The following is a 23,232-nucleotide window of genomic DNA, read 5'->3' on the forward strand; positions in this document are numbered from 1 at the left end:
AACAATTCTCACGAGTGGTTACTTCGTCTTGACGATCAACACGTCGCAAGGTGCCGTGCGGTTGACGTATTCGGTCACTGACCCCACCAGCATGCGCTCCATGGCGTTCAAGCCCGTCGCGCCAATCATAATCAAGTCGGTGTGGTGATCATGCGGAAAATCGGTGGCGATGACCGTCTTTGGGTTACCGAACCGCACGTGAATGTCCACGTCGGTCAAGCCGGCTGCCTTCGCCCGGTCCGCCAAGCCATTCAAATATTCCTCAGCGTCTTGGGTCAATTGGTACACAGCATCACCAGAAATCATGCCACCGTAGCCACCAATAAATTGTTTGGTATCCAGCACATTCAGGATGTCGAGGTGCGCGTGGTTGGCCCCGGCCACCTTGACCGCCTTTTGAAACGCAAGCTCTGCTTCATCCGAACCATCCACTGGCACAAGGAGTTGGTTATACTCTTGATCCATGTTGATCACATCCTTTTCTAAGTACCTTAAGCGTAAGCCATTCCACCGGTGAAAACAAGTCTGAACCCGATTGGTCTTGGTCAAAGGCTCGACACATCTCTTATGATTAATATTCGTAAACGTCTAGAATTTGTTCATTAATTTTGAACGGGTGTCCCCGCCTAAAAAGATATTAAGTTCTAATATATTTGTTGAATCATGTTGCAATTATCGCATTAAAACGCTAGATTATTAGTTAGACATAAGTCTAGTTGTAAACTCATACAATAGTGAGAATCCAGAGAAACGTGGTGAATATTAATGACAGAAACAGTTGGTAGTGCCCTGCGCCACATTCGCAAGGGGCGTGGCGAATCAATCGTGGCCGTCGCCAAGGCGACCCATACCTCCCCAGCCAGCTTTACGAAGTGGGAAAACGACCAAACCGTCCCGAGTGAACGCAGCATTCGCAAGCTCGCCGATTATTATGACATGGCGCCAACCAGCTTGTTGGCCCTCGCGTATCCCACGAAGTACGCGACCCCCACTGAGCAGCTCAGTATGGCCGGCAAGACGCTGATTCGGGCCGAAGACCTCTTCAGCTCAGACACCGTCCTCACCTATGACGGTCATGCCTTGCCAGATGATCGCAAGCAGTTGATTGCCGCCTTTACCGCCGGGTTATTCCTGCGCAGCAAGCAAAGCAATTAACCTCAACGCTCACTGATTTCAACTAACTTGATTACACATGAAAGGGCCGATGACAGATACTGTCATCGGCCTTTTCATGTTTGGCGGACTGTCAAACTAAGTGCAACACTTTATCAAAGAACACCTCGGACGGGGTTTGATAGTCTAAAACCCTTCTAGGACGTCGATTTAGATCAACTTGACACTTGTGGACTTCTTCATCGGAATGGCCTCGTATCAATATATTTCGCGGAAAATAATCTCGAATTAGTCCATTTGTATTCTCGTTGGTGTCGCGTTCGTGTGGTGAATACGGTTTTGGCCAATAAACTGTGATCGCCAACTCATCTGCGACTTCCTCAAAATAAAGAAATTCGACTCCGTGATCTGGTGTAATGGAATGCACAAATACTTTTGGCATCGAACGTAGGAGTATTAATACGGTAGTATTGATTGACTCCGCGTCTTTGTGCTTAGCTTCCGCAATCAATGAATACCTGGTTTTGCGTTCTACCAGGGTTACAAGTACTTCCTCATTGACCTTACCTAAAACCGTATCTAGTGCCCAATCTCCAATTCGTGAGCGATTATTAATGAAATTGGGTCGCTCAGATGTTGGAATATAAGGAACTTGTGGCGTCGCATGTTTACGAACCCCTTTGGGATACTTCTTGTGTCCCTTGCGTCGCGAGGAGCGCCTAATACCCGTATCTCCTTTAGATGTAAACGGCAAGCCTAAGTTATTGTGCTCAATATCTCGATAGATGGTATTGAAGCTGATATTCGCAATATGCTCACTTTTCAAACGAGCAACGATTTGTTCTGGCGACCAATGATGCTCAATGATTAAGTTGACCATTTTAGTTCGCAAGGCCGGTGCATTCGAAAGAATACTAGGCTTGTGTGAACGCAACCTCGCAGCTTAATAATCGGCTTGTGCTTCACAGGCTTTGTATTCACCTGTGCAAAACTAAGATACTTTCTCGTTCAGCTAGGGTAAGATCGTGATGGCTCATGACGAGTACGCCTTAATGTTTTTCTTGGTCGTTAAACATTGTACTCGTCATGGGTTTCTTCGTATTCATAAAGTGTTGCACTTGAATTGTAAATCCGCCCAACACAAAAACGGTCACACGTTGCGTGCAACCGCCAGATGTTTGCCGCTATTGGCTAGGCCTCAGCCTCTGCTTCAGTCGGCGCCGCCGGCTTTTCGCCGACTGTCACCTCGAACCAAGTGGGAAAGCCCCGCTCAAAGTCGGTGACGGTAAACTTGTACCGCTCCAAACTGACGCTGTCACCTTTTTGTAGGTCCGGGTGGTCTTCCATCAAGAAGCCGGCAATCGTGACAATATCGGACTCCTGAAACTCGGCCAACTTGGTGCGGAAGAACCGCTCGAAATCATACAGCGTCGTCTTGCCGCTGACCTTGAAGACTTTCGGGTCATGGGTTTTGATGATGTACTCGTCGGACACGTCGTCGATTTCATCCTTGACGGTCCCGAAGAGTTCCTCATAAATATCTTTATCGGTGACGATCCCACTCGTCCCGCCGTATTCATCGACGACGGTGACGATTGGGGTTTGTTTTTGGATCATGCGTTGTAGAATTGTATGAATCGGCGTCACTTCCGGCACGGTGATCATCGCGCGCAACAGCTTGGACACCCGCACGGAATCATCGATGCGAGACTGGCGGACCAAGTCATAGATGTAGACGTAGCCGAGAATCTTGTCCTTGTCCCCATCGGCCACCACCGGGAAGCGGCTGTAACCTTCTTGCAGGTAATCGCGAATGACTTCCTTAACGGTGGCAGTGATATCGACCACCACCAGGCTGGTGCGGTCGACCATGATGTCGTGCGCCGTCTTGTCGTTGAGGTCAAAGGCGCGCTGCATGTAGGTGACATCGTTTTGGTCCATTTCGCCGGTGGTAATGGCGGCCTTGCTGAGGTTCAAGATCTCGGCTTGGGTGAAGGCCTCGTTGCCTTCATCGGCCGGCTTCATCCCCATCAGGCGCACCAGACCAGTGGCCGAGTGGTTCAGCAACCACACGAACGGGAAGAAGACGATGTGGAAATAATGTAGCGGCGTGACGACGAACATCAGCACCTTCACGGGAAAATCGATGGCGATATTCTTCGGGACGATTTCGGTGAGGACCACTTCCAGGTAAGTCAGCAAAATCACCCCGGCAATGGCACCGACGATGTGCAAACCGCCGCCAGCTAGTTGCAGGTGGGTCAGCTTGAGCAAATCGACCAGCAGAAACTCGACCGTTTCTTCCCCAATCCAGCCTAAGACGATCCCCGCGACGGACACGCCAACCTGGGTGGTCGACAGGTATTCATTCAGGTTATGCACCATTTTCAAGGCGCGCTTCAACTTCACTTGCTTGCCGGTGCTTTGCTTGAGGAGCTCCTCAAGCGCACTCGGCCGGCTTTGCACCAGCGCAAATTCGCTGGCCACAAAGAAGGCAGCAAACAAAAACGTGATGACCATCACCAAAAGATTGCCGGCGACTTGGCCACTATTCATATTTTATTCCCCATTTCACAACTATTGAGATATGAACTAGTTTATCATTATCACCAGGTGAATAACAGTTCACCCCGCAACCCGGTCAGCAATCACGAAAGGTCCAACCATGCTCACGCAATCTCAACTCTTCGCCGCAACGATGGCGGCATATGCTGCCCACCCCGAACCGCCAGTCAGCGAGTTACTGAACCACCCGTTACCGGCCACGCCACCAGTCGGCCAGCAACCCCCGGCCTGGCGGGTCGAAAACATCGATGTCGTCGCTGCCATGAGCCACCTACCGCTACCCGTAGGCGTCATGAATTTTGCCAGCCCAGTGGTGCCAGGCGGCAGCGTCGAAGCGGGGATCAAAGCCCAAGAAGAAAGCATTGCCAAGGGCACCTACCTGGTCCCGGCACTGCGCGAGTTCGAGGCTAGTTATTACCAGCCGAATCGCGCCAACCCCAACCACGGCCTGTACTCGCGCCGCTTGATCTATTCCGCTCATGTGCGGCAGCTCTTCGACGAACACCAAGAGCGCCTGGCGAACCGGTACTTAGACATTGTCACGGTGGCAGCGCCGAACCGCACGCGCGGCACCATCACCGATAGCGTGGCCCTCGCCGACATTCAAGCCAAGATCAGCCAGACATTGCGCGCCTTTAAGGCTCATGCCTGCCGCCACCTCGTACTCGGGGCATTCGGCACCGGGGTCTTCAAAAACCCACCGCAACCAGTCGGCCGGTTGTTTGGCCAGGCAATCGCGGCGCCTGAGTTTGCCGGCGCCTTTACCACAATTATCTTCGCTGTTTATGACCCTCGTGGCGAAACCTTGCCGCCATTTCAGGCAGGGCTCACCGCTGGTTTTCAGGAGGCACACCATGCTCACCCTTGACGTATTTCAACACGCAGATTCAGAAGGCCCCGGTAGCATCACCGCCTGGGCCGAGGCCAATGACGTGACCTTGCGCCTGCATCGCCCCGACCTTGGCGCTCGAATTCAGCTCCTGAACCCCGCCGACTTAGACGGCGTCATCGTTCTCGGCGGCCCGCAAAGCGTCAATGATGATGACGCCTGGCTGGCCGCGGAGCGCATCATCATTCGCAGCCTGATCAAACTGGGCCGGCCAGTGGTGGGAATTTGCCTCGGCGCCCAACAAATCGTCCGCGCGCTGGGCGCCGCGGTCACCCCGCTGGCTGCCGGTGAATACGGGCGGACCTTGGTCGCAGATGAAGCCGGCAACTCAATCCCAGTCTTCCAGTGGCACGGCGAAGGCATGGCCAGCCTGCCCGGCAGCACGCCTTTATTCCACAACGCCGCGCAAGCCAACCAAGGCTTCACCTACCACAAGCGCACCCTTGGCCTCCAGTTTCACTTGGAGTGGTCCCGAGCCGACCAGGCGGCACTAGCCGCCACGCGCCCAGGCACGGCCGCGTTAAGTGCCGCCGAAACCGAAGCAGCCGCCGCGCTATTGAATCAGCTCCTCACGGCCACGATTTTATAAAAAAAGCCGCCAGCTGACGGTAAGTCAGTGGCGACGGCGGGGTTTGCTCGGTTCGCCCGCGGTGGCACTGAGGAAAAAGTGCACCGATTGGCTTGGCAAGCGCGGATCGGCGATTTGATCCAGGGCCTGCAGCGTCAGCGCAGCGGGAATGAGTTGCGTGAAGGCCAGGTGCGTGTCGGCGCTAGCCGGCACCACCGGCGAACTCAAGGTGGCTAACAACGTGCCGCCTGGCCGCAACCGTTTGCCCAAGAGCGACACAATGCCGGCCACATCGTCGGCGTTAGTGTCGAAGGTAGCGGCAATCACATCATACGGCCCCGTCAGCAGCTTCAGCTGATTATCCGGCATGATGCGGTAGCGCAGGCGATCGGAGCTGGCCGTGGCGCGGGCGGCACTGACGGCTTCACCATCGGCATCGACGCCGAGCACCGCCACGGCACCATGATTCACCGCGTAGCGACAAAACCACCCATCCCCGGCCCGCAAGGCAAGCACCCGCTTGCCGCGCAGCTCCGGGGCTTTTTTTGCGATGGCTTGCCACAGCGGCTGGCGGTTGCCGGTATTGGTCGGCAACGGGTGGGCGGTGTCTGGTTTCATTGTGGGATAAGGTTCGTCCATGGGGCATCCTTTCTAGTCAACAAACAACAGTTGGAACTCGTGGTGCGCCGTATCGATATTCACCGACACGTGCCGGTTCAAGTCCGCCACCACCGCCCGGGCAAAGTTCATTTTCTGTTCAAAATCGGTGAGTTTGGCCGTCAGCGGTGTGCTGGTGTAATCGTAATTCTCGCCGATAAACGCCGGGTCGGTCACGAATTTCAAGTTATTCTGGTCGTGGCGCGAACCAGGCTTCAACACGCTATCGACGTACCGATACAAATCGGAAGGGCTGAAGTTCAGTGGCTTGCTCAGCTCCGTCGTAATCGTAAACGTCGTATCGTCGGCCATTTCATCGTCGACTTGCACTTGGGTCAATCCTTGGTAGAGCTTCATCTTCTTCACTTCCTCTTGTGAGCTTAACTCCATTATACCGCCGTTATCGACGCGTGACGAATCTTACTCGAGGTATAACGCCTGCAAGTCGCGTTGTTGCGCCGGCGTCACCCCAATCACCGTGGCCAAATAATGCGGCAGTGACCCGTAGTCGTGGTTGATCAACAACATCGCCGCGTCGAGGTATTCGTTGGTCACACTGCACAGCGACCGCGTCGTCGCCACGAGCTCCGGCGTGCCGCCGGCGGCCTTGGCTTCGTTGGTCATCCGTAAGATCTCGCCGGTGAGGTAGTTATTCGAGGCCAGGTAGTCTTGGCGAATCGTGACCGGATCCACCCCAAGCACCGTCAGCAGGTACACCGCCCCCATGCCCGTGCGATCCTTGCCGGCGGCGCAGTGAAACAACAAGGCGCCGGTTTCGTTAGCCAACAGCTGGTCGAAGAAATGGCGGTACGCCTGCTGGGCGGTGGGTTCCTGCACGAGGTTGTGATACGTGTTGATCATATTCTTAAACCCGGCGAGCGGATCGGTCGAGTAGTGCTTGCGCAGCTCGACGATGTTGGCGCTGATCTTGGTTTCATCGTCCACAAACACCGGGGTGTGATCATAGGTCACGCCAGCGGGCAGCCGGTCTGGCGCGGTGACGGTTTCGGCTTGCGAGCGAAAATCGAGATCAAGCCGCAGCCCATAGCGCGCCAAATAATCCTGGTCGCGCTCGGACAGGTCGTTCATGCGCCCGGAACGCAGCACGCGGTGTGAGCGCACCGTTTTGCCAGCCATGGTTGGGTAGCCGCCGAGGTCACGAAAATTAAAGCCGTGGTGAATGTCGAGTAATTGCGGGGTCACAGACCCACCTCCTTATCGTCTGCAGTCCAGTATACGGGAAATCCCCAGAATTGTGAATGCGATACCAGCCAAGCGCACAAAAAGCGCCTGCTCACCGTGAGCAGGCACATTCAGTGCTCGATTAACGGCTGGGTTGGCGTTCCCAGCTGACGGTGCGGCTAGCCAAGCGCAAGACGGCATCGCACTGGGCGGCTACCGCCTCTTCGTGGGTGACGATGATGACCGCTTTGCCAAGGTCTTGGGCCAACTGGCGGAACAAGTCGACGACCGCTTGCGTGTTGGCTTCATCGAGATTGCCGGTGGGTTCGTCTGCCACCACAAGCTCGGCATCACACACCATGCTTCGCGCAATGGCGACGCGTTGCTGCTGACCCCCTGACAGGCGGGCAACAGTTTGGCGCATCTGCGCGGCAGTAAGCCCCAGCTTACCCAGCATCTGGTTGGCGTAGTCCGCGTCGCCGCGGTGCGCACTTTGCGTGATCGCCATGGCGGTGAGGAGATTCTGCCTGGCCGACATGTAGGTGAACAAGTTATACGCCTGGAAAATGGTGGACACGTGGTGGCGTCGAAAATTGGTCAGCCCCAGCTTGGCAATATCTTCGTCCCGAAACGCGATGGTCCCGGCGCGCGGCTTATCCAACCCGGCCAACAGGGACAGCATGGTGGTTTTTCCCGCGCCGCTTTGGCCAACAATGGCGGTCATGACGCCGGCATCAAAGTGCAAGTTCACATCCTTGAACAAATAGTCTTCGGGATTGGCGTACCAATACCCGAGTCCCTTCGTGGTTAACATGGCGTTCCTCCTATTCGATGAGTACGTTCTTCGGTTGCAAGCGCAAAATGCCCGCCGCGGCAATGAGAATCGCCACTAGGATAATGCCTAGGCCTAACGCAAAGAGTAAGGCTAAGGCCTGCACGGTGACGTGCGTCGCCAGTTTCGTTTGCTTAGCCGCCTGGTTAGTCTTGGCGGTTTGCTGTCCACCGCCAGGCAACTGCTTGCCTTGACCGCTTGGGCCACCTGGCCGGCCGAATTGACCAGTCGTCGCCGACTGCGTCGTTTGGGTCGCCACCACCTGCTGGGCCAGCTGATCCCCGACGACCTTGCCGCCGGCAGCAGCGAGGCCAATGCCCACCAGCAACACCACGAATAATTCTGTCAAGAACTGGCCGATAATTTTCCACCGGGCTTCACCTAAGGCTAACAAGACGCCGATTTCATGCCGCCGCTCGCGAATCATCAAAATGACGATTAACGCCAAGATAATCGTCCCGGCAATCGCGACTAACCACACGATTTTGTTGGCAAAACCGCTGACGGTGGCCATCGAGGATTTCACCAGCTGATAATTCTGGTCGTCGCTGGTGATGCTGTACTTGCTCGTGTTAATCAACTGCTTGGCCGCTTTTTTCACGGCAGCCACCTGACTCGGCGCGCTCACCGTGAACGTGACGTTATCGGCAGTGTTGACGTACTTGCTGCCCTTAACCTGATTGGCCAGGCCATATCCGGTGTACACCGTGTTTGCCGGATCACTTTCCCCCGGCATGCCAGTACTGGTCGATTTTGCCTTGTAAATCCCCACGATGGTCAAGGTCGTGGTGGCTTTGCTGCCCGTCGTGGCCTTCAGCTTGATGGTGTCGCCGACGCTCAGCGAATTCTGCTTGGCCAGTTCGCTTTCGATGACGACGTTGTGCGAGTTGGCATCGGCTTTCGTCAAGCCGCGGCCCTGTGTGATCGAGGCCGTTTTTTGGTTAAACGCGGTGGCACTGGCGGTGCTGGTGACGCCGCTGATGGTGATGTCACCGCTGGTCGTGGCCGGGCCCCGGCCACCGAAGCCGCCGGTGGTGCCTCTGGTGGTGATGGCGTCAAAACCACTCGCATTGGCGCTAGTGGTGACCGTCACCGCGTAGCTAGCGACGTGCTGAATGCGCGCAATTTGCTTGGCCAGACTTAGTTTCACCGGGGTCTGCGTCAACGTCGGCTTGCTGCCAGACTGACTGCTGCTACGCATGGTTTTAAATGCAGCGGCGCGGTTCTGGCTCAGGGTCAAGGTGGCCCCAACATTCGCCTTTGCTGTGGCGGTGGCCGTATTCGCCGCATTGCGAATCAAGAGCCCGGCGAGTACGAATAACATAATGGCAGTCGTCACCAAGACCAGTAATGCGGTGCGCCCCTTTTTCGCCACCAAGGTCAATCCGGCGCGTTTGATAAAGTTCACGTGGATCACATCCATCCATAAGAGATTCACCATAATTGGTTAAAATTAGATTAATGAAAAAGCATGTCTATTTTGCTGTCGCCAAATGGTGAAAACTGGGTGAAACTGTGAAAAAACCATGTTGTGCCACACAAAAAAAGCGTGAGTCACCTCACGCTTGATCATGCTCGGCTGAAGTTGATGGCGCTTCGGGTCGCGTGGGCAGGGCTGGCGGCCGCAGAACATCCGCTACTAACGCCAACACCAAGCCCACCACCACCGTGATCCCGGCAACGCGTTGCCAAGTCGGCGAAAATTGTTGCAGCACCGACACGAACACGGCTGGCGGTAACCCGCCAATGTGAAACCCGCGCAAAATGCTAGGCTGGCCGAGGACAATGGCCGCGATACCGCCGAGGAAGCCGCAGGCATAAGTCAGCCGCCCGGTGACCCGTAGCCACCGCCGCCAGCTGTGACTGCTTAGGCGCATCAATACCACCACCAGTAGACCGAGAATCCCGCTGACAATGGTCGCCGTTTGTAAGACCAAGACAATCATCGGGTAAGCGGCACCCCAGCCGTCGCGCATCAATTCGGTGTTCACGCTGCGGGCTAGGCGCTGGCGCACCGCTTGGGCCACTGCCGCGCGCACGGTGGCATCGGCACTGACGTGTTGGGCCGCATTGGCCTGGGTTAGCCAGTGGGTCACCGCACGTTGCAACGGCGCCACGTCGAGTTGGTGCTGAAAGTCACCGGCGGCCTTCACGCCGGTAGTCACCAGCTGCTTCACCGCGGCTGGTGGCACCAGTGAGGTGGTCGGCGCGTACACAATCCCGGCGCGATTAGCCGTCACGAGCACGGTCCGGTTTGCCGCCGCAGTGATGCGCTTCAGATTGGCAGGTGTCGTAGCGGTTTCGGCCACGCGGTTGGGGGTGCCCACGGTTAACGTGAGTCCCAAGGCACTGGCGAACATCACCAACAACACAACGTAGATTAAACTGAAAAATGCCAACCAGCCGTGGCTGGGGCGTGATGCTTGTGTTTGTTTTTCCATAACTGTAGTATACCGCAATCGCCTATCTCGTAGGGCCACGCCGACCAACCACTACCGCTGGTGGTCGCTTCGTGGTACATTAGACTCATTCAAGCGAAAGAAGGCTCACCATGGCTCCCATCAATGTCTTATTCATCTCGATTTCTGGCAATACGCGCGCGTTTGCCAAGCGCCTGCAGGCCTATGCCGCCGCGGCGCAGGCGCAGGATCCCACCAAGCCACTGATCACCTTGAAGGAAATCAGCGACGCCAGCCTTGATACTGGCGAAACCGCGCCGTTTTTCGTCATGGTGCCAACTTATCTCGACGGAGGCAACGGCATCGATAACGGGGTCAAGGAGCTGATGACTAACGCCATGGGAGACTACCTCGCCGAACCCGGCAACGCCGAGCTCTGTCGCGGCATTATCGGCAGCGGCAACCGCAACTTCAATGAACAGTACTGTTTGACGGCCAAGCGCTACGCCAAGGAATTCAACGCGCCGTTTCTCGGCGATTACGAGTTACGCGGCACGGCCCGCGACGCCGAGCGCATCTACGGCCTGTTGTTGGCCGCTACAAGTAACGCTTCAGCCAAGCCTTGACCAGTTTCGTATATTTGACCTGATTTTTCTCATAGCTTTGGGCGTGGCCGGCATTCGGCACGATCCAAAGCTTTTTTGGTGCCGACGTGGCCCGGTAGTTCTCATAGGCCATCTTGGTCGGCACGAACTTGTCCTTGGCGCCGTGGATGAAGAGAATCGGCAGGTGGTTCTTGGCCAGTTGCTTCGGGGCGCTGGCGGCAAACACGTTATATCCCGTGCGGACCGTGGCCACGGCGGCCACCACCGGCACCAACGGATACTTCGGAATGCCGAACTGGGCCTTGGCCTGGTAGGCTAACTCGTCCACAATATTCGTGTAGCCGCAGTCTTCGATGATGGCCCGGACCTGCTTGGGGAGGCGCTCCCCACTCATGTACATCACGGTGGCCCCACCCATCGACACACCGTACAACGCGATTTGCTGATGGCTGCCTTCGCGCTTCAGTAGTTGCTTAATCCACTTCACGTAGTCGAGTCGATCCGGCCAGCCGTAGCCGATGTAGTTGCCTTGCGACTGGCCATGGCCGCGGTCGTCTGGCGCCAACACGTTGTAGCCCAGTTGGTGGAACAGACGAATCTTGTCAGCCTGCGACTCTTTGGTGTTCATGTAACCATGGGCAATCACCACGGTGCGGGTGGTCGGCTTGGCGGCCGGGACATAATCCGCCACCAGGCGCAGCTTGGCGCCAGCCGCCGTTTCGTGCCAGGTTTCTTTAGGGACGGTGCTGAGCCACTGCCGGGCGCGTTGCTGCACCTGTGGCTCGTGACTACTTAAGAATGTTTTTTTACTTGGAACGAAGGCGTATTGATAAAAATAAAGGCTAATCCCGAGTAAGCTAACGATCAGGAGCCCCCCAATAATCACCAAGGCTCTCCACAGGCGCCGGTGCGACCGCTTTTTTTGCATTTATGTTACCCCCTTAACAATGTCAGAACATCATCCCATATTTTACTTGTCGCGTCCAGCCAATTAGCCTAAAATGAGGTTAGAAAGCCTGGAGGAGGCGTTGGGTATGCCTGAAAACCGCTTATTACCGGCGTTTATCGACGTTTACTTTGCCGCGATTCGCAACATTGACGCAGTGATTACGAAACCGCTAACAATTTATCGCCTATCATTTGCCCAATATCAAATTCTTTATGACATTGCGCGCTCCCTGAGGTCACGCTCACCGGCATCATGGAGGCGCGCGGGGTGTCCAAACCGGCAATTTCACGGCAGCTTGCCGTCTTGCGCCAACTCGGCTACGTCAGCCAGAAAACCGTGCAGGCAGACAAGCGCCGCCACATTTTGTTGCTGACGCCACTCGGCAAACAAACCGAGCGTGCCGCCACTGAGGCATTAGGCACAGAGTTGGAGCACTGGGCGACGGCCCTGGGCCACGCCTCGTTCACCAACCTGTTGGACTTGCTCCGCCAAGTGGGCGAATTACGCCAACAGGCCAAAGTCGAAGCCGACGAATGAAACAGGCAAGCGCCTCTGGTCAACCTACTGGGTTGACTAGAGGCGCTTTTGTTAGCCCAGCAATTGCTGGATGCCGGCCATGAGCTCCTTGGGCGTCGCCACGATGGCATCGGCGTGAGCGGCGGCGAGCTCGGCACGATCGCCGAAGCCATACAATACGCCCAGCGTCGTAACGTGATTGGCGCTGCCGCCAACCATGTCGCTGGCGCGGTCGCCGACCATCACGCTTTGTGCCGGGTCGGCTTGGCTTTGCGTCAACCCATAAGCCAGCACCTGGGTCTTACTGCTGCGAATCGATTCATCTAGCGTCGCGCCGTACACGCCCGAAAAGTACTGATCCAGCTGAAAATGCGGCAGCAACTTGTGCAGCATCACCTCCGGCTTGGCCGAGGCGACGTTCAGCGAATACCCCGCCGCTTGCAGTTGCGCCAAGGCCGCCGGAATCCCGGGATAAATCGTCGTGTGCTGCCACCCTTCGCGGCCGTAGTAATCTTGAAACGCCAGCACGGTTTGTTGCACCGCCGCAGCCGACAGTGTCGGGTAATACTCATGCAGGCTCGTGGTCATCACCGGGCCGATAAAGCGGCGGTACACCGCATCGCCAAGGTCGGGTAATCCCATCTTCTTGGCCGCCACGTGTAAGCCACCAATAATGCCGGCGGCCGAGTCTGCCAAGGTGCCATCGAAATCAAAGAAAATCGTTTTGGTCATGCATCCGTCTCCGTTGGTTGTGTCGTTGTGCGTAGGGCCGCTTTTAACATGAATGGGGCAATCAAGGTGGTCAAGATGATGACCACGATGACCGACGAGTAGAAGTCGCGGTGCAACAGGTGCGCGTCAAACCCGATTTGGGCAACAATCAGCGCCATTTCGCCGCGAGACACCATACCTGCGCCGACCACGTTGCCTTCGTGGCGCGATAATCCGGCCAACATCGCCCCACCGCCACAGCCGATCCACTTGGTGGCCAAGGCCAGCACCGTCATAATGACGATAAACCAAAAGTCCTGCAACAAGCCGGTAAAGCGCATGTTTAACCCGATGCTCACGAAGAACACCGGAATGAATACGGCATAACCGATCGCCTCGAGGCTCGCATCGACCTCGCGGCGATACGGCGTCTGGGCAATGGCGACGCCGGCGAAAAACGCGCCGATCACCGCCGACAGTCCCAGCACATCGGCCAAATACGCCATGCCCAAGCAGACAAGCAGCGACATGATGGTCACGGCACTGGCCGGGTACAGCCGCTCGGCTAGGTGCATCAAGTAAGGCGCGGCAAACCGCACCACCAGGTAGATGACGACAAAGTAGGCGACTTGTTCCACCAGCGTCAGCCACAACGGGAGATTGCCCGCCGCTTCCCCGGTGCCAAACATTCCCACTGCCACGCTTAAGATGATCACCGTCAGAATATCATCCACCACCGCGGCGCCGAGAATCGTGGCGCCGCCGCTGGTGTCCAGCGCGTCGAGTTCCTTGAGCACCTCGACTGAAATCGACACGGACGTCGCCGCAAAGGTGATGCCCAGAAAACTGGCCGCGGTAAAGTTGAAGCCCCACCAAGTGGCAAAGGCCCAAATCGTCACCACCGGCACGATGACCCCGATGACAGCCACCAACACGCCGGGGCGAAAATAGCGCTTAAGCATCACCAAGTCGCTTTCCAAGCCGGCGATAAACATCAAGGCGATGACGCCAATTTCGGCGAATTCGCTGATCATATGCGTCGGCTGCACCCAGTTCAACAAGGTCGGTCCGAGCAACACCCCGGCCAGCAGTTGCCCAATCACCGCGGGGATCCCCAGCTGCTGGCTAAAGTGGCTGAGCAGTAACGTGGTCACAAGAATTAACGCCAGCGTCCCCAAGTATCCCATCGCGCCCTCCTTAGTCGAGTAGCAGTTGATACGCCATTCGTTCCGGCACCGGTTCGTCGAGGTAGACGATGCCCCGGTACGTGAAGCCATTGCTTTCGGCCACGTGCTGCATGATCTTGTTCTCGGCGTGCGTATCGATGCGCACGTCGCGGTAGCCTTGCGCGTAAACCTCACTAAATAGATTACTCAAAAACACCCGGGTTAACCCGTGGCCGCGCACCGTAGCACTCATGGCAAAGCGATGAATCGCCACATACGGCCGCTCCCCGATCCAACCGGCGCCGTCGATCCGGTGGTAAAACGGATCCGGGCCAGGCAAGAGGTTGGCGTTGCCCGCCACTTGGCCGTCGACAATTAACAGGCGATTGGTGCCAGCCTTGATATCGGCCTCCACTGCCGCTTGATCCGGGTAGGTCCCTTGCCACTGGTCGATGTGCTGGGCACCGAGAAACGCGCGGGCCGCTTCGATAATTTCCATAATCGCGGGCACGTCCGCCATTTGTCCTGGTCGTACAAAAATCTTGGTCATACCTTGCCTCCGACAAAAAATGTATTGCGTCTATCTTGCCGCAAAATGGGCAAAAACTCAATCCTCTCGACCCGACCAGAAAAAAAGATTGCGACAACCTGGTTGTCGCAATCTGTCGCCAAGCGCCGCCCGCTTACGCCAGTGGCAATTCATCGTGATGCACAAACTTAGGGTGGTGACCATGCGGGCCGCGCGGGCCATGGTGCCCGTGATGGCAGCCGTGAGCCGCCCGCAACTTGGCTTGCTTGGTGCGCTCTTTTTCAATGCGCACCTGCTGGCCACCGCGAATCACGACCACGGTGCCGACAATCGTTAAGGCCACGGGGATCAGGTGAATCACCGCCAACGGGATGAGCTCTTCGGGGTGTTCACGCAGGGACTGATCAAAGGTTTCAATCGGTCCAGCGGCGGTATCGACCACCTTATTCACAATTGTTTTCACATCTTTGAACATTGCCGACCCTTCCTTTCCAGTCGCAGTCGCCGCACACGACCACGCATCACGTTAAGTGTAACCGGTTTCTTCTATTAAAGCTAGCGCGCCGCTTGCTGCGTCAGCCACTCGCCCAGCGCGGCGAAGTAATCCGCCGGGTTATCGAGCATCTGGCCATGGCCGGCGCCTGGGGTGATGTGTAGCGTTGCGTCTGGAATCGTGGCCGCCATGCGCTTGGCCGCCGTGAGCGGCATCGTTTCGTGGGCGCCGAAGGTCAGATAAGTCGGCACCTGAATCTTGCCGATGTCGGCGCGGCGGTCCCAGTCCTTCAACGCGCCGACCATGACAAACTCGTTGTCCCCTTGGAAATAGTTGTATACCGGCGTCGCCATCGTGTTGATCAAGTGTCGCACCTGTGGATCGCTTTGGTGATGCAGGTAGTGTTCACCAAGCTCGGCGACCAAGGCCTGGTAATGTGCATCACGAAAGTCGTGTCGCGCCTCAACGTCTTTCATGTACGCGACTTCTGCCGGCGTGAACATCGACTCGCGAATCGCGTTGATGTTGGTGATGTATTCGGCCAAGTTGTCGATCATGCTGGATAACACGACGCCGGCTAGGTGCTCCGGGTAGCGCAACGCGTATTCAATCGCCAACACGCCGCCCCAGGACTGCCCCAGTAAATAGAAGTGGTCCAAGCCGAGTTGCTGCCGCACCTCTTCAACTTCGCTGACGTAGTAGTCAATGGTCAAAAACCGCTCGCGATTTTGCGGATCGGTGAAGTCCGGTTGGTCGGAATACCACGAACCCAGCTGGTCGTAACGCGCCACCTGCACGTGGTACGGGGCCAAGCGCGCCGCGAAGTTTTCAAACACCTCGTTGGTGCCGCCGGGGCCACCGTGTAAGGTCAACAGTTGAATCGGGCCGTCGCCGACCGTTTGAGTCCACAGGTGATAGCCATTCTTCAAGGTGATAAAATGTGTGCCATTTGGTGCCGTTTTTGCCATATGAGTCGCCCTCCATTTTCGTCTATTATGCGACAAACCCCAAACCCTGACAAATTTACTAAGTCCACCCCTAGCCTGAGCCATTCTCGGCAGTTTTCTCGTATAATATGACTAAATGCAGCAAAGGAGGGCATGCGTGTGGCACAACCCGATCCCACCACTGGCCTATCGCAGGCCGACGTCGCGGCAAAAATTGCCGCCGGCGAACATAACGAACCACTTAAGCCGCTGACGCGCAGCATCGGCCAGATTATTGCGGGCAATACCTTCACGCTGTTTAACGCCGTCAACTTGGCGCTTGGCGCGTTGATTTTCACCACCGGTTCCTACCGCAATCTCCTGTTTCTCGGCGTGGCCATCGTCAATACCGCCATCGGCACCTTCCAAGAAATCCGGGCCAAACGCCAAATCGATCACCTCAGCATTCTGGCGGCCACGCCGGTGACGGTACGCCGTGCCGGGTCCGACCAGCAGATTCCCCAAGAAGGCATCGTTCGCGATGATATCTTGCAGTTGCGGCGCGGCGACCAAGTGCCCGTCGACGGTGAAGTCGTCGCCGGCCCCGGCCTAGAAGCCGATGAAAGCCCGCTCACCGGCGAGGCCAACGCGATTGCCAAGCCGATTGGCAGCACCGTGTTGTCCGGTAGCTTCATCGTCGCCGGCAGCGCCAGCGTGCACGTGACGAAAATCGGCAGCGAAACCTTCGCCGCCGGCCTCGCCCTCGAGGCCAAGGCGGAAAAAGCGGCGCCGTCGCAGCTGCTCAACACGATTAATCGGATCATTCAGGTGCTGACTTGGGTGCTGATTCCCTTGGGCCTCGCCTTGTTCACCGTGTCGATGGTGCGCCGCGGCAATTACAATCGCGCCATTCTCACCACCAGTGCCGCGGTGATTGGCATGATTCCCGAGGGCCTGGTGTTGCTGACCAACGTGGCCTTAGCCGTATCAGCCCGCCACCTCGCCGCAAAGAAAGTCTTGGTGCGGGCGTTGCCGGCCATCGAGGCGTTGGCCCGCGTCGATGTCATATGTCTGGATAAAACCGGGACGATCACCAGCGGCGAACTGCGCGTGGCGGCCGTCCAACCCGAACCAGGCCATACTGAAGCCGCAGTCACCCAGGCCGCCGCGGCAGTGGTGGCCGCGTTAAATGACGACAACGAAACCGCCCGGGCCATCAAGGCGCATGGCTCAACGCCGCCGAGCTTGGTGGCCACCGCCACGATGCCGTTTTCCTCGGCGCGTAAATGGTCCGGGGCGAGCTTCGGCAACGGCCAAACTTACATCATGGGGGCGCCGGAATTCACCTTCGGAGCACAATTGACCGCGGCGCAACAACAAACCATTGCGCAAGCCACCGGCGCCGGCTACCGCGTCTTGGCCGTGGGCACCGCGCCGAGTCTGGCCCTACCGCTGCACGACTTGACCATGCTGGGTCTAATTCTGATTGCCGATACGGTACGGCCGACAGCCAAGGCCACCTTTGCCTTCTTCGGCACGCAAGACGTCGCGCTGAAGGTGATTTCTGGGGACAATCCCATCACCGTCGCCAACGTGGCCAAGCAAGCCGGCCTGCCCGGGGCTGAGCGCGCCATCGACATGACCACGGTCGCCCCGGATGCCGATTTCGCCGCCTTGGCGGAACGTTACACCGTCTTCGGCCGCGTCACCCCGGCCCAAAAAAAACAGCTGATCAGCGGGCTCCAAGCCCGTGACCATACCGTGGCGATGACCGGCGACGGCGTCAACGACGTGTTGGCGCTCCGCCAATCCGACTGCAGCATCGCGATGGCCACCGGCAGCGAGGCGGCGAAGTCGATTTCGGACTTTGTCTTGCTCGACAGCAACTTCGCCGCGATGACCGGCGTGTTAAACGAAGGGCGCCGCGTCATCAACAACATCGAACGCGTGGCCTCGCTGTTTCTAGTCAAAACGATTTTCTCCGTCGTCTTAACCGCGATTTTTGTCTTCTTGCCCTTCGATTACCCCATCGTGCCGATTAACCTCACGCCGGTGTCGGCCTTGATGGTGGCCGTGCCGGGGTTTCTGTTGACGCTGGAGCCAAACTTCCAGCGGGTGACCGGGCGCTTCTTGCAAAAAGTCATGACGATCGCCGCCCCGGCGGCGGTGGCCATCATTGGTTACACGATGGTGCTGACCGCGTTTGAGGCGGTGTTCCACTGGTCGTTTGCCGTGACGTCGACGATGGTGGTGTTGCTGATTGCCGTCATCGAATGGCACGTGCTGTTCATCGTGGCGCGGCCGTTCAACCGCTACAAACTCGCCATGCTGGTGGCGCTTTTGGGGGCCGTATTCTACCTGTTCTTCCTGGTCGGCCGACCGTTTTCGCTGGCCAACCTGTGGCGCTGGCCGCTACTGTTGGTGTACGGGCCGCTGGTCGCCTCCACGCCGGTGGTCTACGCGTTCTTGCAGGAATTTCTGGGCAAACGCATCTTGGCGCGGATTCGCTGGCGGACCTAACCTGCCGTGCCGCCTTCCTGCCGGAACTTTCGAGCCAAAAAAACTGCCGAGCAAGGTTGCTCGGCAGTTATTGGCTTAGTAGTACCGGCTGTGGTTATGGAAGTTCAACCGGGCGACGACGGTGTTCGGGTCGCTTTCTTCGAGCGGTTGGATCCACAAGCCTAGCGAGTCGATGGTTTTCAGCACGTAGTTTAACGTGGCGACTTCTGCTTCGGCCGGGTCGAGGGTGACCCCCGAGGCGGCCCCGGCGGCCATCGCGTCGTCTAGCGCAAACGTGACGCTGTCGACGAAGGTGGTTTTCAGTTGCGCGTATAAGTCGTCCACCCGCCCGTAAACATAGGCTTCGACGGCCTTAAAGTACTTGTTGTTCTTGGCTTGCAGGTCGTAATACCGCGTCACCAATTGATTGTTGTTGATCCCCATGAAGTGCCTCCTTGTTGGTGTTTGGACAATTGTACCATGTGCCCGTGAAAAAAACTCGCACACCAAAAGTAAGTTGTGTATAATTGAACTCGGACGTTTTTTGCCGGGACTCCCGAGCTACGCCCCAAGGAGGATTCACATGAAAAAATTTGCCATTGCGTTTGTTTCACTTGTACTCGTCGGGGTCCTCGCGGCTTGCGGGCAGTCCAGCAAAACGAGCAAAACCGATTCCATCAATAGCGAGCTGTCCACCAAGGGCACGCTGACGATTGGCCTGGAAGGCACGTACCAGCCGTACAGCTACCACAACGACGGCAAGCTGACCGGCTACGAGGTCGAACTCGGCCGCGCCATCGCTAAGGAAATGAAGTTGAAGCCGAAGTTTGTCGAGACGAAATGGGATTCCCTGATTGCCGGCATCGACGTCAACAAATACGACGTGATCTTGAACAACGTCGCCAAGACCCCGGAGCGCGCCGCGAAGTATCGCTTCACCACCGCCTACACCTCGGGCAAGTCTCAGCTGGCCGTGTTGAAAACCAACAAGACCATCAAGTCGATCAAGGACATCAAGGGCAAGAAAATGGCCCAATCCGTAACCTCGAACAACGCCGCCAACGTGAAAAAGCTCGGCGGCACCATCGTTCCGGTCGACGGCTTCGCCCAGTCGATTTCGCTCATCGAGCAAGGACGCGCGGATGGCACCGTCAACGATGCGGCGTCGTTTTACAGCTACCTGCAACAAAAACCCGACGCGCCAATCAAGCTCATCGCGGTGGGCAACGCCATCACGCCAACCCCGGCCCGCGGCCTGCTGCGCAAAGACGACACGGCCTTGCAACAAGGTGTCGACAAGGCGCTGGCCAAGTTGCGCGCCGATGGTACGCTATCGAAGTTGTCCAAGCAGTTCTTCGGCGGCGACGTCACCAAATAACCGGAAGAGTGCGGCTGCGGCCGGACTCTTTTGCTGTATAATTGGTCATCATACACCACCGCGGTTCGCCCGCACGAGGAGGATATCTTGAGTACTTGGACCATCATCGAAAAGTCGCTACCGAGCCTGCTGGTGGCGATGCTGAAATACACCATTCCGTTAACGCTGATTTCGTTTGCGCTCGGGCTGATTCTGGCTGTGCTGGTCGCCTTGATCCGCATCTCGGAGAGTCACAACCCGCTGATGCGCGGACTGAAGGGGCTGGCCTGGTTTTACGTGTGGATCTTCCGCGGCACCCCGCTGTTGGTCCAGTTATTCATTGTGTTCTTCGGCCTGCCTGCCTTAAAGGTCAACGGCCACGCCTTGATTGAACTCAACGCCTGGACCGCCGGCATCTTGACCTTTTCGCTGAACACCGGCGCGTATGCCTCCGAAACGATTCGCGCGTCGATTCAATCGATTCCGCAACCGCAGTGGGAAGCCGCGTACGCGCTGGGCATGACCCGGCCGAAGGTGCTGTGGCGCATCATCTTGCCGCAAGCTGCCCGCGTCTCACTGCCGCCGCTGTCCAACAGCTTCATCAGCTTGGTGAAGGACACCAGCCTGGCCAGTGGCATCACGATCATCGAGATGTTTCAGGTCAGTCAGCAATTCGCCGCGCTGTATTACAACCCACTGGTGAGCTACAGCCTAGTGGCGTTCTTGTACCTGATGCTCTCGACGCTGTTGACCGTGTTACAGTCCTACCTGGAGCGGCGCACCAGTCGCTACGTCCGGGTCGGGCAGCAATTCTAAGGAGGCCGCGATGTTATCTGTTGACCATTTAACCAAAGACTTCGGCAACGGCCGCGGCCTGCATGACGTGTCGGTGCAGTTTCCTGCCGAACAAACCACGGTGATCGTCGGCCCCAGCGGCTCCGGGAAAACGACGCTGCTGCGCCACCTCGATTTTCTCGAAACCGCCGACGCCGGCCGCTACCGGTTCGACGACTTGGACTACGACTTGAGCCAGCCGCTCACCAAACAAGAGGTCTTGGCCGCCCGGCAAAAGCTTGGCATCGTGTTTCAAAGCTATAACCTGTTCCCGCATCTCACGGTGCTGGGCAACATTATCGAAGGCCCGGTGCACGTGCGCCACATGGCCAAGGCAGAGGCTGTCACTCAGGCCACCACGTTGCTCGCACAAGTCGGCTTGGCCGACAAGGCAAGCGCCTATCCGGATGAACTCTCCGGCGGCCAGCAACAGCGCATCGCCATCGCGCGCATGATGGCGATGCAGCCGGAGTACATGCTGTTCGACGAGCCCACCAGCGCGCTAGACCCCGAGTTGGAAGTCGAGGTGCTGCGCGTGATTCAGCAGCTGGCCACGGCGCATAATTCGCTGATTATCGTCACGCACAACATGGCGTTTGCCGAAAGCGTCGCCGATCACATCGTCTTTGTCGAAGACGGCACCATCGGCTACGACGGCGATCCGCACACATTCTTCGCCCAGCCGACCGACCGCATCCGGCGCTTTTTGGCCGCCGGCACCTTTACCGCGTAACTTAACCCTCGCCCAGCCGGCGAGGGTTTTTCTGTGCTACACTGAGGCCAAAAGGAGGAATTGCCATGACCCAACGAACCGTTTTGATTACTGGTGCTTCTAGTGGCATGGGTGCGGCGGCCGCGCGCCTGTTTGCCGCCCGCGGGTGGCGCGTGTACGGCGGCGCGCGCCGCGAAACGCTGATTCCCACCGCGCCTAACATCACGGCGCTGCACCTCGACGTGACGGTGCACAGCGACAACGTGCGCTTCGTCAGCCAGGTGATGACCGACCAGCCGCGCATCGATGTGTTGATCAATAATGCCGGCTACGGCGAGTTCGGGCCCCTGGAAGAGGTACCGCTCAGCGCCGTTCACCAACAGCTGGCGACCAACCTGCTCGGGGCCGCCGATTTGACGCAGCTGGTCATCCCCATCATGCGCCGGCAGCGCAGCGGGCGCATCGTCAACATCTCGTCGATTGCCGGGGATATTTACACTCCGCTAGGCGGCTGGTATTACGTCTCCAAGCACGCCTTAAACGTGTGGTCAGACACACTTGACGTCGAGCTTCGCCAATTCGGCCTGCGCTCGGTGGTGGTCGCCCCTGGCGATACCGCCTCGAGCTGGTCGGCCATCGCCTTGCAGCACGCCGCCGCCAATCTCACCACCGATTCGCCGTACCGCGGCTTGTTGACGGCGATGCAAGGCGTGTTAACCACCGGCGAGCGCGTCAGCGGCGCGACCAGCGCCGACTTGGCGACGGTTTTTTATCGCGCCGCCACCGCCCCGCATCCCCGCCGGCGGTACTACCACTCACCGCTGGATCAATTCCTGACGCACGTTGCTCGCGCCCACCCCACCTTGTACCACCAGGCGATGGTGGCCGGCACCCGCTTCATCATGCGCCACCCGCACTAAAAACAGCCAACTGTCGCCATCACCGAGTCACATCGGTCTGGCCAACAGTTGGCTGTTTTGTGGTTAACGCCTGTTGCACCGGCGCGGGCAGTTGCGAAAATGCCACGCGAGTCGGGCGGCCAACAACGACTGAATGCGCCTGGTTCGCCCAGCACGCCGCGGCCACGGGCTGTCCACCGGCGAGCCACGCCAACCCGATGCCGATCAATGCCGCGCCGAGCACGGCCAGTCCCCACTTCACCAATTGTTTCATTACACCGCCTCCTCATGGCTTCATCATGCCGCAAATTGGCGGCACTTGCCTCAAGCTTTAGTCTGAATCTGAGTGTGGTATGCTGAGGCCAATGTCAAATCTGGCGAGGGGTCAAAATGAAATATTCCTTAACTGCACCAACCGTGGCGGAATTCAACGATTTGTATGCGGCCGTCGGCTGGGGCCGCTTACCCGAGGCGCAAGTGGCCCACGCCTTGGCGCACACGGCTTACGCCATCACGGTGCGCGCCGGTGCCGGGGCCGTGGGCATGGCGCGCTTGATTGGCGATGGCGCGTTTTGTTACGAACTCGTCGATGTCATCACCCGGCCGGATTACCAAGGCCAAGGCATCGGCAAGCACATGTGTCAGCAGCTGATTGATGCGGCGCGCGCCGCCAAGGCCCCGAGTTGGGGGCTGGCGATTGACGTCTTTAGCGCCGCGGGCAAGGAAGGCTTCTACCAGTCGCTGGGCTTTACGTTGCGCCCAGCCGGTCCGCATGGCGCGGGCCTCACCCTCGTGACGCGATAAAAAAAGGCCAAGCTGATGTGAACCCCC

At 57.6% G+C, this 23,232-nt stretch carries 26 protein-coding genes and 2 pseudogenes; 11 read left to right on the forward strand and 17 right to left on the reverse strand.

What is annotated here, in order from left to right; all coding sequences use genetic code 11:
- Positions 1–18: 18 nt before the first annotated feature.
- Positions 19–465: a universal stress protein gene (locus tag FD02_RS07980; protein ID WP_054722861.1), complete on the reverse strand. Its 447-nt coding sequence runs from the start codon at positions 463–465 to the stop codon at positions 19–21.
- A gap of 300 nt (positions 466–765) precedes the next feature.
- Here FD02_RS07980 and FD02_RS07985 point away from each other — a divergent pair, with 300 nt between their 5' ends.
- Positions 766–1,155 (forward strand): helix-turn-helix domain-containing protein, encoded by a 390-nt coding sequence (locus FD02_RS07985; RefSeq protein WP_054722859.1) that lies wholly within the window; start codon positions 766–768, stop codon positions 1,153–1,155.
- A 91-nt stretch (positions 1,156–1,246) separates the two neighbouring features.
- Here FD02_RS07985 and FD02_RS11085 read toward each other — a convergent pair.
- Together FD02_RS11085 and FD02_RS07990 are read right to left on the reverse strand one after the other, a co-directional pair.
- Positions 1,247–2,150 (reverse strand): annotated as a pseudogene (locus tag FD02_RS11085) (IS30 family transposase).
- Positions 2,151–2,304: 154 nt separating this feature from the next.
- Positions 2,305–3,669 carry a hemolysin family protein gene (locus FD02_RS07990; protein ID WP_054722857.1) on the reverse strand — a complete coding sequence of 455 codons (1,365 nt, stop codon included), beginning with the start codon at positions 3,667–3,669 and terminating at the stop codon, positions 2,305–2,307.
- A 109-nt stretch (positions 3,670–3,778) separates the two neighbouring features.
- On the opposite strand from FD02_RS07990, the gene FD02_RS07995 reads away from it, so the two are divergent.
- Complete coding sequence (locus tag FD02_RS07995; protein ID WP_056951596.1) at positions 3,779–4,546, forward strand: TIGR02452 family protein; 768 nt, start codon at positions 3,779–3,781, stop codon at positions 4,544–4,546.
- Positions 4,533–5,156, forward strand: a complete 624-nt coding sequence (locus FD02_RS08000) for a type 1 glutamine amidotransferase (RefSeq protein ID WP_054722855.1) — start codon at positions 4,533–4,535, stop codon at positions 5,154–5,156. Before FD02_RS07995 ends, FD02_RS08000 begins: the two co-directional genes overlap by 14 nt.
- Positions 5,157–5,180: 24 nt before the next feature.
- Here FD02_RS08000 and FD02_RS08005 read toward each other — a convergent pair whose 3' ends face one another.
- The 6 genes from FD02_RS08005 to FD02_RS08030 all read right to left on the reverse strand — a co-directional run bounded on the left by FD02_RS08005 (position 5,181) and on the right by FD02_RS08030 (position 10,247).
- On the reverse strand, positions 5,181–5,753 hold the full coding sequence (locus tag FD02_RS08005) for a class I SAM-dependent methyltransferase (protein ID WP_235806703.1): 573 nt from the start codon (positions 5,751–5,753) through the stop codon (positions 5,181–5,183).
- 33 nt (positions 5,754–5,786) lie between these two features.
- On the reverse strand, positions 5,787–6,149 hold the full coding sequence (locus FD02_RS08010) for a hypothetical protein (RefSeq protein WP_054722869.1): 363 nt from the start codon (positions 6,147–6,149) through the stop codon (positions 5,787–5,789).
- Positions 6,150–6,212: 63 nt separating this feature from the next.
- Positions 6,213–6,995, reverse strand: a complete 783-nt coding sequence (locus FD02_RS08015; protein WP_056951600.1) for a tyrosine-protein phosphatase — start codon at positions 6,993–6,995, stop codon at positions 6,213–6,215.
- A 121-nt stretch (positions 6,996–7,116) separates the two neighbouring features.
- Positions 7,117–7,788, reverse strand: coding sequence for an ABC transporter ATP-binding protein (locus tag FD02_RS08020; protein WP_054722849.1), 672 nt, complete (start codon positions 7,786–7,788; stop codon positions 7,117–7,119).
- Between the two features lie 10 nt (positions 7,789–7,798).
- Positions 7,799–9,214: an ABC transporter permease gene (locus FD02_RS08025; RefSeq protein WP_056951897.1), complete on the reverse strand. Its 1,416-nt coding sequence runs from the start codon at positions 9,212–9,214 to the stop codon at positions 7,799–7,801.
- A 151-nt stretch (positions 9,215–9,365) separates the two neighbouring features.
- A complete protein-coding gene (locus FD02_RS08030; protein ID WP_054722847.1) occupies positions 9,366–10,247 on the reverse strand; it encodes a hypothetical protein in 882 nt (293 codons plus the stop codon).
- Positions 10,248–10,357: 110 nt separating this feature from the next.
- Here FD02_RS08030 and nrdI point away from each other — a divergent pair, with 110 nt between their 5' ends.
- Entirely contained in the window at positions 10,358–10,831 is a 474-nt protein-coding gene (gene nrdI, locus FD02_RS08035; protein ID WP_054722845.1) for a class Ib ribonucleoside-diphosphate reductase assembly flavoprotein NrdI, read from the forward strand.
- On the opposite strand, the gene FD02_RS08040 is transcribed toward nrdI, so the two are convergent.
- The gene (locus FD02_RS08040; protein ID WP_056951601.1) at positions 10,803–11,738 is read right to left on the reverse strand and encodes an alpha/beta hydrolase; all 936 of its coding nucleotides are present in this window, start codon (positions 11,736–11,738) and stop codon (positions 10,803–10,805) included. The two genes, nrdI and FD02_RS08040, sit on opposite strands and share 29 nt — an antisense overlap.
- Before the next feature lie 261 nt (positions 11,739–11,999).
- Between FD02_RS08040 and FD02_RS11090 the strand changes: the two are divergent.
- Positions 12,000–12,296: pseudogene (locus FD02_RS11090) on the forward strand (MarR family transcriptional regulator); the annotation flags it as partial.
- Positions 12,297–12,347: 51 nt separating this feature from the next.
- On the opposite strand, the gene FD02_RS08050 reads toward FD02_RS11090, so the two are convergent.
- The 5 genes from FD02_RS08050 to FD02_RS08070 form a co-directional block, all read right to left on the reverse strand.
- Positions 12,348–13,007 (reverse strand): HAD hydrolase-like protein, encoded by a 660-nt coding sequence (locus tag FD02_RS08050; RefSeq protein WP_056951604.1) that lies wholly within the window; start codon positions 13,005–13,007, stop codon positions 12,348–12,350.
- Entirely contained in the window at positions 13,004–14,173 is a 1,170-nt protein-coding gene (locus FD02_RS08055) for a cation:proton antiporter (protein WP_056951606.1), read from the reverse strand. Before FD02_RS08055 ends, FD02_RS08050 begins: the two co-directional genes overlap by 4 nt.
- A 10-nt stretch (positions 14,174–14,183) precedes the next feature.
- On the reverse strand, positions 14,184–14,702 hold the full coding sequence (locus tag FD02_RS08060) for a GNAT family N-acetyltransferase (protein WP_054722839.1): 519 nt from the start codon (positions 14,700–14,702) through the stop codon (positions 14,184–14,186).
- Between the two features lie 133 nt (positions 14,703–14,835).
- Positions 14,836–15,156, reverse strand: coding sequence for a hypothetical protein (locus FD02_RS08065; protein WP_054722836.1), 321 nt, complete (start codon positions 15,154–15,156; stop codon positions 14,836–14,838).
- Between the two features lie 80 nt (positions 15,157–15,236).
- Positions 15,237–16,142, reverse strand: coding sequence for a proline iminopeptidase-family hydrolase (locus FD02_RS08070; RefSeq protein ID WP_056951608.1), 906 nt, complete (start codon positions 16,140–16,142; stop codon positions 15,237–15,239).
- A gap of 132 nt (positions 16,143–16,274) precedes the next feature.
- On the opposite strand from FD02_RS08070, the gene FD02_RS08075 reads away from it, so the two are divergent.
- On the forward strand, positions 16,275–18,620 hold the full coding sequence (locus FD02_RS08075) for a cation-translocating P-type ATPase (protein WP_156408280.1): 2,346 nt from the start codon (positions 16,275–16,277) through the stop codon (positions 18,618–18,620).
- 75 nt (positions 18,621–18,695) lie between these two features.
- Here the strand turns inward: FD02_RS08075 and FD02_RS08080 are convergent, their stop codons facing one another.
- Positions 18,696–19,043, reverse strand: a complete 348-nt coding sequence (locus tag FD02_RS08080) for a hypothetical protein (RefSeq protein WP_054722832.1) — start codon at positions 19,041–19,043, stop codon at positions 18,696–18,698.
- Between the two features lie 139 nt (positions 19,044–19,182).
- Between FD02_RS08080 and FD02_RS08085 the strand changes: the two genes are divergently transcribed.
- The 4 genes from FD02_RS08085 (at position 19,183) to FD02_RS08100 (ending at position 22,422) form a co-directional block, all read left to right on the forward strand.
- Entirely contained in the window at positions 19,183–19,977 is a 795-nt protein-coding gene (locus FD02_RS08085; RefSeq protein WP_056951609.1) for a transporter substrate-binding domain-containing protein, read from the forward strand.
- Between the two features lie 138 nt (positions 19,978–20,115).
- Positions 20,116–20,772, forward strand: coding sequence for an amino acid ABC transporter permease (locus tag FD02_RS08090; protein WP_054722867.1), 657 nt, complete (start codon positions 20,116–20,118; stop codon positions 20,770–20,772).
- Positions 20,773–20,782: 10 nt separating this feature from the next.
- Positions 20,783–21,523, forward strand: coding sequence for an amino acid ABC transporter ATP-binding protein (locus FD02_RS08095; protein ID WP_054722828.1), 741 nt, complete (start codon positions 20,783–20,785; stop codon positions 21,521–21,523).
- Between the two features lie 65 nt (positions 21,524–21,588).
- Complete coding sequence (locus FD02_RS08100) at positions 21,589–22,422, forward strand: SDR family NAD(P)-dependent oxidoreductase (RefSeq protein ID WP_056951611.1); 834 nt, start codon at positions 21,589–21,591, stop codon at positions 22,420–22,422.
- 19 nt (positions 22,423–22,441) lie between these two features.
- On the opposite strand, the gene FD02_RS08105 is transcribed toward FD02_RS08100, so the two are convergent.
- Positions 22,442–22,675, reverse strand: a complete 234-nt coding sequence (locus FD02_RS08105) for a hypothetical protein (protein WP_054723773.1) — start codon at positions 22,673–22,675, stop codon at positions 22,442–22,444.
- Positions 22,676–22,791: 116 nt separating this feature from the next.
- Between FD02_RS08105 and FD02_RS08110 the strand changes: the two genes are divergently transcribed.
- Positions 22,792–23,205, forward strand: coding sequence for a GNAT family N-acetyltransferase (locus tag FD02_RS08110; RefSeq protein WP_056951613.1), 414 nt, complete (start codon positions 22,792–22,794; stop codon positions 23,203–23,205).
- Positions 23,206–23,232: the final 27 nt, after the last annotated feature.

It is taken from the genome of Lacticaseibacillus nasuensis JCM 17158 (genome assembly GCF_001434705.1).
Taxonomy (GTDB): domain Bacteria; phylum Bacillota; class Bacilli; order Lactobacillales; family Lactobacillaceae; genus Lacticaseibacillus; species Lacticaseibacillus nasuensis.